General features: G+C 29.1%; 10 protein-coding genes. 3 read left to right on the plus strand and 7 right to left on the minus strand.

All coding sequences use genetic code 4. The features are described from left to right. Window positions 1–173: 173 nt before the first annotated feature. Window positions 174–971 (minus strand): Bpu10I family restriction endonuclease, encoded by a 798-nt coding sequence (locus E1I18_RS03195; RefSeq protein ID WP_141484152.1) that lies wholly within the window; start codon window positions 969–971, stop codon window positions 174–176. 220 nt (window positions 972–1,191) lie between these two features. Here E1I18_RS03195 and E1I18_RS03200 point away from each other — a divergent pair, with 220 nt between their 5' ends. After that, the gene (locus E1I18_RS03200) at window positions 1,192–2,328 is read left to right on the plus strand and encodes a DNA cytosine methyltransferase (RefSeq protein WP_141484153.1); all 1,137 of its coding nucleotides are present in this window, start codon (window positions 1,192–1,194) and stop codon (window positions 2,326–2,328) included. 254 nt (window positions 2,329–2,582) lie between these two features. Here the strand turns inward: E1I18_RS03200 and E1I18_RS03205 are convergent, their stop codons facing one another. Both E1I18_RS03205 and E1I18_RS03210 read right to left on the minus strand, forming a co-directional pair. Further along, complete coding sequence (locus tag E1I18_RS03205) at window positions 2,583–3,851, minus strand: HNH endonuclease signature motif containing protein (RefSeq protein ID WP_141484154.1); 1,269 nt, start codon at window positions 3,849–3,851, stop codon at window positions 2,583–2,585. Then, window positions 3,851–4,531, minus strand: coding sequence for a sugar-phosphate nucleotidyltransferase (locus tag E1I18_RS03210; protein ID WP_141484155.1), 681 nt, complete (start codon window positions 4,529–4,531; stop codon window positions 3,851–3,853). Before E1I18_RS03210 ends, E1I18_RS03205 begins: the two co-directional genes overlap by 1 nt. A gap of 97 nt (window positions 4,532–4,628) precedes the next feature. Between E1I18_RS03210 and ileS the strand changes: the two genes are divergently transcribed. Then, window positions 4,629–7,307: an isoleucine--tRNA ligase gene (gene ileS / locus E1I18_RS03215; RefSeq protein WP_141484156.1), complete on the plus strand. Its 2,679-nt coding sequence runs from the start codon at window positions 4,629–4,631 to the stop codon at window positions 7,305–7,307. Further along, window positions 7,300–8,100: a signal peptidase II gene (locus E1I18_RS03220; protein ID WP_141484157.1), complete on the plus strand. Its 801-nt coding sequence runs from the start codon at window positions 7,300–7,302 to the stop codon at window positions 8,098–8,100. The genes ileS and E1I18_RS03220 overlap by 8 nt, the downstream gene beginning before the upstream one ends. Before the next feature lie 28 nt (window positions 8,101–8,128). Here E1I18_RS03220 and eno read toward each other — a convergent pair whose 3' ends face one another. The 4 genes from eno to rpmF form a co-directional block, all read right to left on the minus strand. Next, entirely contained in the window at window positions 8,129–9,502 is a 1,374-nt protein-coding gene (gene eno, locus E1I18_RS03225) for a phosphopyruvate hydratase (RefSeq protein WP_141484158.1), read from the minus strand. Window positions 9,503–9,514: 12 nt separating this feature from the next. Further along, window positions 9,515–10,654: a tRNA uracil 4-sulfurtransferase ThiI gene (gene thiI, locus E1I18_RS03230; protein ID WP_141484159.1), complete on the minus strand. Its 1,140-nt coding sequence runs from the start codon at window positions 10,652–10,654 to the stop codon at window positions 9,515–9,517. Next, complete coding sequence (locus E1I18_RS03235) at window positions 10,644–12,206, minus strand: hypothetical protein (protein WP_141484160.1); 1,563 nt, start codon at window positions 12,204–12,206, stop codon at window positions 10,644–10,646. Before E1I18_RS03235 ends, thiI begins: the two co-directional genes overlap by 11 nt. A 142-nt stretch (window positions 12,207–12,348) precedes the next feature. Beyond that, window positions 12,349–12,549 carry a 50S ribosomal protein L32 gene (rpmF, locus tag E1I18_RS03240; protein WP_141484161.1) on the minus strand — a complete coding sequence of 67 codons (201 nt, stop codon included), beginning with the start codon at window positions 12,547–12,549 and terminating at the stop codon, window positions 12,349–12,351. Window positions 12,550–12,783 lie beyond the last annotated feature (234 nt).

Raw genomic sequence — 12,783 nt, forward strand, 5'->3', positions numbered from 1 at the left:
ATTCTTCATAACTAAATTATATCAAATTGTATATAATTGTATATAAAAAGTTAAAAAAAATTAAGTACGTAGTACTTAATAGTCGAATAAGTGAGCGATTAATTATCGCAACTCAGAAACGCAGGAAAAGTGATGTAATATTACAAAATAAAATAACATAAATGTTGCATTAATTAATGACTATAAGTAATTAAAGGTTTAAATAATCGTCCAGGTACTGTAATCTTATCACTTGCTTTATAACTCATTACACAATTCTCTATTTCACAATAATAGTCATAAAAAATCTTCCAATCAAATAAGTTATCCTTGTTGTGTTTTAATACGAATATCTCGTTTAAAGCACTGTTTCCTCTTGCAGAAATAATGTGTTCATTAGCGATGCTTAAATAAGTGCAAAGCAAATACATATTTGAATTAGGATTTGCATATTTTATAGAAGAGGATGAGTTTTTTACTTCACCAAACATTGTCGCGTCTAAATATGTTTTAACCTCTACACAAACAACGGGGATAGTTAGAGAAATACCGGGTTGATCATTTATTTTAATAATACTCTTAATTCCTATACAAAAATCCACATCTTTATTGATTAATGATATTTTACCTTCATTGTTTATTTTTAAACCTGCAAAAATACGTTTATTGAAAATACCTAACTCATTATTTTTTATCGGTAATAAATTTTGAAATAAGTAGCAATTTATTTCCTCTAAAAATGACGATTCAAATTTAGACTGTGTAGAAATATTATTGTTTTTACTAAATTCAACTAGTTTAAAATAATATCAATTTATGAGTTGTGCAAACTCCTCAAAATTTTCCGGATTGTGCTTTGATAATGTTAATTTTTCTATGTTATTTCTAAAGTTGAGATATACATTTTTGTGAAATTCTTCAAGTATTTTACCCTTGTTTTTATAGTTGTTTTTAATTTTAGATAATAAATTATGCTCGTGCATATATATCATTAAATCTCCTATCAGTAATTTGGACTTATTCACTGTAAAATTATCAACAATATATAATTATTACTTTGCTAAGCTACAATAAAAAATATGTTGTTTTTAGATAAAAAGCCAAAAAACTTGTTATAATATTAATAATATTATAACATAAATGATGAAATATTCTATTTTAAATACTAATAAAATATGTAGTTTAGTAGATAATATGATTGGAGGTGTTTTTATGAAACTTATTGATTTATTTGCAGGTTGTGGAGGTTTAAGTACAGGTTTTGAAATGGGCGGTTTTGAGGTTGTCTTGGCAATAGAAAAGGATTTATGGGCTTCTGAAACATACAAATTCAATCATCCAGACACAAAAGTTATAACTGCTGATTTAACTTCTATTAGTGATATTAATAGTTATCTAGAACCTAATATTGAAATCGACGGTATTATAGGTGGTCCACCCTGCCAAGGTTTTTCATTAAGCGGAAATAGAGATAAAAACGACCCTAGAAACAGTCTTTTTATGGAATTTGTTAGATTTGTAAAGACAATTAAACCTAAATTTTTTGTGATGGAAAATGTACCTGGTTTGCTTTCAATGAAAACATCAAAAAATGAAAATGTAGTTGAACTAATTCTTTCAGAATTTAAGAAAGCGGGTTACAACACATCTTACAAAATTCTCAATGCAGCCGATTTTGGAGTGCCACAAACAAGAAAAAGAGTTCTATTTATTGGTCTACTAGATGAATTATGTACACCTTTTATTGATAGATTCCCAGAAGTTCAAATTCAAAAGGATGATTATGTATCGATTGGCGATGCAATATTAGATTTACGACCTATTCAATCTGGTGAAGGTGTTGACGATGATAAATATTTTACTGAACCACTCAATGATTACCAAAAGTGAGCAAGAATGAATTCTTCTAGAGTATATAATCATATTGCAATGCGACACACCAAGAGACTTATTGAAAGATTTGCGACAATAAAACAAGGTCAGTCACTTGCAGATGTTGAAGAAAAACACATGATGCGCAAGCGCGGAGATGCCTCAAAAATTAGTGGTAAAACATACTCACAAAATAATATGAGACCATTTATTGATAAACCTTCACCAACAATTGCAGCAAGTTTTCAAGGTAACTTTATCCATCCGTTAATTAATCGAAATTACACGGCAAGAGAAGCAGCCAGACTTCAATCATTTCCTGATTCGTATATATTTAAGGGTAAAAGAACAACAATGTCTTGAGAAAAACATTTATCTCAATATCAACAGATAGGTAATGCTGTTCCACCACTTTTGGCTAAGGCGGTAGCTACTAAAATTAAAAAAATTTTAACTTTATCGAAAGACATTAAATAACCATTAAGTTATATTGATCATTTTGTTCAAGTTCAAAATGATAATGTTATCTATTTTATAGAGTAAAAAAAATCGTGATTTCTATGACTCACAAAAAGTCTCTCAATTTGATAATTTTATACTTAGACACAACACCATTACTAATCCAATCATTAGTAAATTTGGATAAGTTCGCAATCTATTCATGCAACAAATAAATCGTAAATACACATTTTTGAGTACTTTTGGGAAATTTTTAAATAAAACATATAGATTTAATGGTTAGCTTTTGTTCTAGTAATATGTTTTTGTACATTTGATAAAAATAAATCATTAAGCAAGTCTTTTGGAATTGGTTGCATAACAATGAGACTATTTATATAGTCTTTTTGAGCAGCTTCATTGATATCAGATGCAACCATTTTGAGTGAATTAACATCAAAATAAATTTGACCGTTTTCAAATTCTTTATCGTGATTAGGACATAACATAAAACCATTATCACCAGAAATTGATAACTCAGTCGCCTTAATTGCATCAATCTTGTTGTCTTCAAATTCCTTTCGGATATCTGCAAATCTATGAATATGAGAAGCAATAAGATTATTAACAATTGAATATGAACAGCAAAAACACGTGTTTATGTTGTATTCCTTGTATTTTCTTAAAATATTTTGAATAAAAAATGGTTGGTTTCTTTTGATTGTTTCTGCATTGTATTCTTTTGGTTCATTGGTTATTTGTGAATTTAAAAACTGTCTTAAAACAGGAACACCATTAATCATATGGTTATGTATATATTTAAATTGCAACTCTTCTTCAATGTACTTAATAATTTTTTTTGAAGGTACATCTGTACCAATGTTTAATGTTCAGAATTCTTTTATATTTGTTGAACTATTTCTTAAGTTATTTATGAGTCTTAGACAATTTAATGTATCAACTCCTGAAGCACCATCAAAATTCCCGTAAACAGTTATAATGTTCAAGTCATCAAAGATTTTTATTAATGTTGAATTTCTATTGTAATTTGTACTCTTTCGTAGTTCATTTCGGATTTGTACATATTGGTTAATGCTTGTAAAACTAATAATCTTATCGCTTTGTAATGATTTGTTTATAGTAATTCCTTGTGTTTTAAATGAAGATAAATCTTTTATTATAGTTCTTGGTAATTTAATAGGGTAGTGTTGTAAATCAAAAGGATTTAGTGATACTGAAATATCGAAAATTTCATTTTTATTTGCATATTTATAGATCGGATTTATATTTTGACTAGCAAAAGTATTTCTGCTTTTTGTCTTTCCATTCAATGTAAGGAATTGTGTAAAGTAAACAATTTTCTTTTCGTCTAAAACAATACCTTGAAACTTTTCTTTAATTATCCTTCAACTAATTTTTGCGTCATCAGCAATAATATTTTCAAATATTAGCAATGTCTTAATATGGTCATAAATTATTTCATTATTTACATGTGCGCCTCTATTTTTGCTGAGTTCATTATATGAATTATCAATAAAACCTTGAGAAACATCAATAATCATTAACAATACTCCTTATTATCTTTTTTATAATTAACACCATTCCAAACCTGGATGTCGCGCTCAAAAATATTATTACATACTCACATTGATGCAAAAGATGGTCTTGGTAAATTTAGGACATCATAATTGAGATGGTCTTTAGTAAAACACATTCTTCTCTTTAGATGTACGTATTGTGGTCTTTTGAATTTTTGCAACATGTCACAGAACTTTTCACTATTTAAACATTGAATTCCAAAAATAAGAGCTCATTTTTTTTCACAACCAAAGTTCAAAAGTCTTTCCAATAGTTTGTGTTTGTTTCTAAATGGCGGATTGGAAACAATTATGTCTCATTTTTTTGGCTCATATAAGTAAAAATCCTTGCCTTCAAAAATATGTGAACTAACAACTGAATAACCATTTTCTCGGAAGACTGTTACAAAATTTGAAGATTCAACATCAAAAGGACATCAAATAACCATATCTTTTGGTAGTTTCGCATTGTCTATGAAGTGTTGGATATCTTCTTTTGTTGTGTATCATTCATCATCATTTGCAAAATTAAATGCTTTTGAAATGCTATTTTTATTTCGTGCAGCAATAGATTCTTTGTACTCGTTGTAAAAATCAAGAGCGATTTTTATATTATTTTCAGTGTTGCTTGATACATTTTTGTCTATTGAATCTGATTGCTTCATCATAAATCCTTGTCTATATATAATATTAATTTTAATAACAAATATTTTTATATTTGAATTATAAAGTAAAATATATTTTATATTATTAAGGAGTGCTATGTCAGAAAAAAATTATAAAGATACACTTAATATGCCTAAAACAGATTTCGAAATGCGTGCTAATTTAGTAGCTAAAGAAACGCAATTTCGACAATTTTGAATTGATAATGGCATTTATAAAAAAGTTTTAGAAAACAATAAAAATAATCCACATTTTATTTTGCATGATGGTCCTCCATATGCTAATGGAAATCTTCACATCGGTCATGCAATGAATAAAATTTTAAAAGACATCATTGTACGCTATAAGTCAATGAGAGGTTTTTATTCACCTTTTGTACCAGGTTGAGATACTCATGGTTTACCTATCGAACACAAGATGCTACAAGATGCCCATCTGAACAAAAATGAATTGAGTCCGGTTGAGTTGCGTCAAAGAGCTCGTGAATATGCATTAAGTCAAGTTGAACAACAAAAACAACAGTTTCAACAAATGCAATTATTGAGTGATTTCGAAAGATATTACGTCACTCTTGAACCTAAATTTGTTGCACAACAACTAAGATTATTTAAAAAAATGGTTATTGAAGGCCTAGTTTATAAAGGTCTTAAACCGGTTTATTGATCACCATCATCTCAATCAGCACTTGCAGAGGCAGAAGTTGAATACAAAGATATTGAAAGTCCCTCAATTTATGTTGCATTTGAAATTGTAGAAAGCAATTCAAAACAAATATCTAAAGGTGATAAATTAATTATTTGAACTACAACTCCTTGAACATTGCTAGCTAATTCAGGTGTTGCTCTTGGTGAATTTTTTAAATATGCGCTTGTTGAATATCAAGGCTCAAGATACATAATTGCTGAAGAATTGGTGGCTAAAACTTGTTCAATATTTGGTTGAGAAAACTTTACAATTAAAGGAATTTTCAATGCAAATGAAATTGTAGGCTCAAAATATTTAAGTCCTTTAAACAACAATGTCTCACCAGTTGTGATTGGCCATCATGTTAGTCTTGAATCTGGTTCTGGTCTTGTTCATATTGCTCCATTATTTGGTGAAGACGACTTTTTAATTGGTAATAATTTTGGCCTCAATAAAATAATGCACATTGCAGACGATGGTAAAATCAATGAACAAGGTGGCGAGTATAATGGTGAATTTTATTTGAAGGCTAATTCAAGAATTTTAGAAGAATTGCAAGACAAACAACTTTTAGTCCACTCAAGCAAAATTTTGCACTCATATCCACACGATTGACGTACTCATAAACCAATAATTTTTAGAGGTACTCCTCAATGATTTGTTTCTATTGAAGCAATTAAAGACAAAATTTTACATGAATTAGACACTGTAAACACTTATCCTGAATGAGCAAAAAAACGTCTTACAAACATGATTGCAAACCACAATGATTGAACAATTTCACGTCAAAGATCATGAGGTGTTCCTTTAATCATTTTTTACGATAAAGAACAAAAACCAGTGTTTGAGGAAAAAATCTTTGATCATATTATTGAGCAAATTGAGCTTCAAGGTGCTGATATATGATGATCAAAAACTGCAGATGAACTTTTACCAAATGAATACAAAAATCTAGGTTTTACAAAAGAAACTGACATTATGGATGTTTGATTTGACTCAGGTTCAACGTCTCTTGCGGTTGAAATTGCTCCAGATGTTCAAGCACCATACGATTTATATCTTGAGGGTAGTGATCAATATCGAGGTTGATTTAATTCTTCATTAATAAATTCAGTAGTCTATCGTGGAGTAGCACCATATAAAAACTTAATTTCTCATGGATTTGTGTTGGATGGTAAAGGCGAAAAAATGTCTAAATCAAAGGGAAATGTTATTGATCCTTTAAAAGTAATTCAAAAACACGGGGCTGATATCTTGAGACTTTGAGTTGCAAACAGCGAGTACACAAATGACATAACAATTTCAGATGCTATATTGCTACAGAACTCTGATCTATATCGTAAAATTAGAAATACAATCAAGTTTATTTTAGGTAATTTAGATGGATTTAAATACGATGCTCAACTACCACGTAAAGGTGTTCATGCATTTATTAAAGAGCAACTCGAGCAAGTTAAAACAAATGTTTTAAAAGCATATGATGAGTATAAATTTATTGGTGCAATTAAATTAATTAGTAATTATGTTATTGAATTAAGTAGTTTTTATTTAAATATAACAAAAGATATATTGTACGTTGAAGAATTTGACTCAATTAATCGGAAAATGACACTTACTAACTTTTATGAAATACTAGATTTCTTACTCACCGCACTAGCACCAATCATACCTACAACCGTTGAGGACGCATACCGCTACTTTGATAAGGAAAATAAACAAATTTCAGTACATTTGGAAAAAATTATTAATCCAAAACAACCAAATGTTGACTTAATTTCTCTATGAGATGAATTCTTTAAACTGCGTGACGAAGTTAATTTAGCAATAGAAAAAGCAATCAAAGATGGTTTAATTAAACGTAGCAACGAAGTTAAATTAACACTAAAATCAAGCAGTGACTTTATTTCTTCACTCGATTTAAAACAATTGCTTATGGTTGGTATTGTTGAATTTGGAGATGATTTTAAAGTAGAAACATTTGAATCGCAAAAATGTCAAAGATGTTGAAATCATTTTCTACCTAAACAAATTGTAGAAGGAATTTGTCCTTTATGTACCAGAGTTATGAAATCTAAGGAGACAGATGTCTAAAGAAGTTGATGGAAGAAATTACAAACCTAAAAAAACATTCAAAGAACATATGCAAGCATTGCATCAAAGAATGCATGAGTATGGTGCTTCACTCAAAAACAAATGAAAAAATGAAAAGAAGAAAATCTTAATCAATTATTTAATTTTTGTCCTTGTTTTTATTGTAGCTTTGACTATTGATCAAGTGACTAAATCAACACTTTTTGTTTGAAAAGATAGAGCAAAGTTTATTGGTGATCAGACTCCAACATATGAAGGCATAATTCTTGGAATTCGTTCAGTCGAGCACCATGGAGTGACGCTGCTACCCTGAGAAAATAAAGCAACAATTTATTTTATTCAGGTAATGAGTATAATTATTTTTCTAGGTTTATTAACGACTCCATTTCTTATTGACTCAAAAGTAATGCTAGTCCTTTTTGGTTTTATTTCAGCAGGTGATGTAGGAAATATGCTTGATAGGTTTATTTTTGAAGGAAATGTAAAAGACATACTATTTGTGCCTTTCTTAGAGAAATGACAAGGTCGCCAAATTGGTACATTTAATTTTGCTGATGTATTTTTGGTTAGTGGTTCAGTAGGCCTAATTATCTGATTTATCATTTTAATTTTTGTTGAGTACTTCCAAGAACAAAAAGAAAAAATGAACGAACTAAACACACCAAAAAACGACGAAAACACACAAAATTCAGTATCTGGTGTCAATTCTGATGCTCAACATAGCACTCAAGCAATTAATGATAAAGACAGCGATTCAGCTGTGCATAATGACGAAAAAAATAGCAATTCATAATTGCTATTTTTCGTTATCTAATTAGTTATTAAACATGACGTTTAAGGTTGAAGAAAGTTTTTTCGCCATCAAATTTTGCGGTTTCATCCAATTCTTCTTCGATTTCAAGAAGTCTATTGTATTTAGCAATTCTATCAGTACGTGAAAGAGAACCGGTTTTGATTTGACCTGTGTTTAGAGCAACTGCTAAATCAGCAATTGTTGTATCCTCTGTTTCACCAGAACGGTGCGATACAACACATGTAAAGCCTGCTTTGTGAGCTAAATCCATTGTATCTAGTGTTTCAGAAAGTGATCCAATTTGGTTCAATTTAATCAAAATTGAGTTCATAACATCTTTTTTAATTGCTTCACGAAGAATTTCTTGGTTTGTAACTGTTAAGTCATCACCAACAATTTGCAATCTATCACCAAGACGTTGTTTCATTAATTTAAATCCTTCTCAATCTGATTCAGCAAGACCATCTTCAATAGAAATAATAGGATATTTATTAACTAATTTTTCATAGTAATCAATCATTTCTGATGTTGTGTATTCAAGTTTTACATCTTTAAGGTGTTCAAAACCTGGACGTTTTTCATCGATTGCTTGTTTAAGTTTTTTAAATACATATTTTTTTGATTTTTCATCATAAAATTCACTTGAAGCAGGGTCCATTGCAATAGCAACTGCTTTTTCACCTTTTGTTGCAGGTACTAAACCAGCGGCTTTAATTGCTTCAATCATATAGTCAAGAACTTCTTCGTGTGATTTTAGGTTTGGAGCATAACCACCTTCATCACCGACTGTTGTACCGTGTTCTTTTTTAAGTAATTTGCCTAAATTGTGAAACACTTTATTAGCCATTTGTAGTGCTTCTCTAAATGTTTTTGCACCAACAGGCATAATCATAAATTCTTGCATATCAACAGTATTTGATGAGTGAGCACCACCATTCATAACATTAAGCATTGGAACTGGTAATTTGCATGCATTTGAACCACCAATATATCTATATAAAGGTAATCCAGCCTCTTCAGCAGCAGCACGTGCAACTGCTAATGAAACACCTAAAATTGCATTTGCCCCTAATCTAGTTTTATTTTTAGTGCCATCTAATTTGATCATTAAGTGGTCAATATATCTTTGGTCGCTAACTTCTAAGTCAATAATTTCTGGTGCAATAATATCATTTACGTTTGTAACTGCTTTCATAACACCTTTTCCACCAAATCAGTTATCTGCGAATTCAGGAAATTCTTTATCTCTAAGTTCGCATGCTTCTCTTGTACCAGTTGAAGCACCTGAAGGAACCATTGAAACACCTACAGCACCAGCTTCAGTGATTACCTTAACTGAAATAGTTGGATTACCTCTAGAATCAAGAATTTCTCTTGCATAAACATCAATAATTTTTGACATATTTCTCCTTAATTAATTATTAATCTTAATTATTTTTGTGTTATCTTTAATTATATTAAATTCATATAAATTTAGTTGTGAAAGTTCATTTTCTAATCTAATAACATCTTCAAATCTTGGCTTAGTTACTGGCTCTTTTGGCGCAAACATTTCACATGTTTCATTAGCCTGGATGATACTGATTTCGTAGGTTCCTATTTTTTTTGCTATATTTATTGTTTCAACTTTATCTTTTGTTAAAAGTGGTCTTAAAACAAGTAATGAACTAGCATCATTGATTACTGAAAGTGACTCGAGAGTTTGTGAAGCAACTTGACCTAAATTTTCTCCGTTTGCAAGTGCAATAAAATGCATATTTTTTGCAATTTGCGAGGCTATTCTGTAAAAACTTCGTCGTAATAATGTTATTTTGAAAGCCTGATTAGAAACAAGTGCAATGTAGTTTAAAATTGTTGAATAATCAACTAAATAAAACATACATTTAGGCTGATATTTACTTAAAACATTGATTAAATTTTGCATTTTATCAACAGTTCGCTGGTCAGTTTGCGGTGGTGAAATGAATGATAAAAAATGCACTTCAAGGCCTCTTTTCATCAACTCATAAGCAGCAACAGGTGAATCAATTCCGCCACTCATCAAGTGCAATACACGGCCAGAAATACCGACTGGCAACCCACCTAAACCACTGAAATTTTCTTTAAAAACATATGTTGAATTTTGTCTTATTTCAACAAAAATTGTAACTTCAGGACTGTGAACATCCACTTTGATATTAGGAAAATTTTCTAAAATAAATGCACCAAGTTTAAGATTTATTTGTTGGCTAGTAAGTTCAAAATTTTTGTTTGAGCGTCTAGCAGCAACTTTAAATGATTTGGTTTGTTCATTAATTAACGATTTTGCAGCTTTAAAGATATCTTCAATATCATTAGCAGTTTCAATCACTGGTGAAAAAGAACTTATTCCAAATACATTGTTGAGTTTTTCAATGTTTTGAGGTGAATAATCAAGATACATACGATCAAATTTTGCAATTGGTTTTTGACCAACTATATTTAAGACATTGCGAGCCAACACATCAATAAAATTTTGTCTATTTTTACCTTTGAGTGTTAGCTCTCCATAGCGAATTAAAATTTTAGAATACATTTATTTTCTCCTTATTAATCAAGTTTTTAATTAGTTTGAATGCTTGTTTTTGTTCTCTGTTTTGAAGTTGCACTAATGCTTGATTTATGACTGCATCAATATGTGGATTTTCCATTCTTTTGTAAGCAATTGATTCAATTAAATTTTTAGTCATAAATTCATAAATTTGAGCAGTCTTAATTGTTGTATATAAGTTGAGCAATTTATCAACAAATACATCAATATTTACTTGCGATATATTGTCTAAATTTGAATAAATTTTTTCATAAATATTGATTAATGCACCTATATTTTTGATATTGTTTGCATTTTGCTCAATGTAGTTTTTATTATTAATTACATTAATGTATCAATAACGCAATATTGATAAATAGTATTTTTGGTAGTCTTGTTGTATTGCCTCTTCATTGATTTTTATAACAATATTATTAATGTTTGCAACTAACTTAATTATTGATTCAATAAAGGAATCTAACTCAATAAATATGGCTTTATTACTTGAATGTTTTATGTTTTCAAATTCAGTGTACATTTTGTCCAAAACTACTGATAATTGAGTAATTTCGGAATTTTTGTCGCTGTTTAATTGCAGAATGCAATCTATAAATTTTTTGATAGAATGCAATTGTTTTTCAATATTCTTAATATGAGAATTTATATAGGTTTCTAACTGTTTAACATTATTCAAGTAACTTCAATGATTATGATAATTAAACAATCAATTTCTAATTAATTCAACTGATTTTTGATAAGGACTTTGCTTGTTAAAGTTGTCAACAATTTTTAAGTATTCTTGATTCAAACTTTGTGATGCTGTTGAGTTAGGTTCTAATTTATTTAATTTTTGCGGAATATAATTAAATATTAAGTCTTCAATGATAATTAGGTGTGAAACTTTGTTGGCAAAAAAACGCAATTTTTTATCATGTTCGTTTAATAATGCTGCCACATCTTGTATATTTTTAGTCTCTTTTTGATTCTCAAGTTCGATTGTTTGGTTATATAACGCATTAAGTTCTTCTTTTAAACTATTGTATGAGTTAGGTATCTTGTGCTTATCGTTTTCAATAAAATTCCTTAGTTGATTTATGAGTGAAAAAGAGTTTATGACTACTGATTCTACAATTTTTCATTGATTATTTAATGTGTCGCTTAAACCTTTGAATTCTGTGTTCAAATCGTTGTATGTTTCGATTTTTTGTATGATTATTTTGTATTTTTGTGTTGATTTCTTTAATTTAAGCTGTCGGATGTAATTATTCAATTGTTGCATATGTGAGCTAAGGTCCTTAGAGCAAATATGCATCTTTTCATAAATAATTGAAAGACTTTTACATTTTTCCAAATACGAATTCATTTTTTTAGCAAGTGTTTTTATTCGCTCAAGAGTTGCAAAGTTATTTGAATTTGTCTGTTTAATTGTCTTAGTTCATTGTGATAAGTTTTCTTTATATCTATTAAGCTTTGAACGTCTGTAGAGCAAGAAAAACAAAGCAATTTCAAACACAATGGCCACAAATATTATTATGCCAATAATTAAGTATCGTTTCATATACTAATATTATATAGATAAGTGTATTTGTATATCAATAAATATGAAAAAATCAAGTATAAATTTTACCTAAAGTACTCAAAAATGTGTTTAAAAGTAAAAAAAATAAACCTGCAAAGCAGGTTATAAGTGCACTGGATTATTAATTGCTACGTGAGTTAATGCTTTTGTAACCTTCAACAATTTTATCTTTGTAGAATCCACAGTGTTGGCAAACTCTGTGTTGTTGAATCATGTTTGAGCAGTTTTTGCAAGTTACAAGGTTTTGCGAAACTAAAGCATCGTGAGTACGTCTTTTACGTTTACGTTGTTTAGAAGTTTTACGTTTTGGAACAATAGCCATTAGTCCTCCTTTATTATTAAGATCTTAAATAATTAACTCGATAACGTTAAGAATTATAGTTTAATTTACTAAAAATAAAAGCAAATTTATGAATACATAAATAAAAATTTCAAATACCAAACAGAATGAACCTCTTAGTTAGAATTCAACTAAGGAATACAATTTTGTTATGGAAAATCAGAGATATGCAGCAAAAAATGATTTAATTTTCAGACAAATTACAAGGCATAGCGA

The sequence above is a fragment of the Mycoplasmopsis mucosicanis genome (assembly GCF_006546935.1).
Classification (GTDB): domain Bacteria; phylum Bacillota_I; class Bacilli_A; order Mycoplasmatales; family Metamycoplasmataceae; genus Mycoplasmopsis; species Mycoplasmopsis mucosicanis.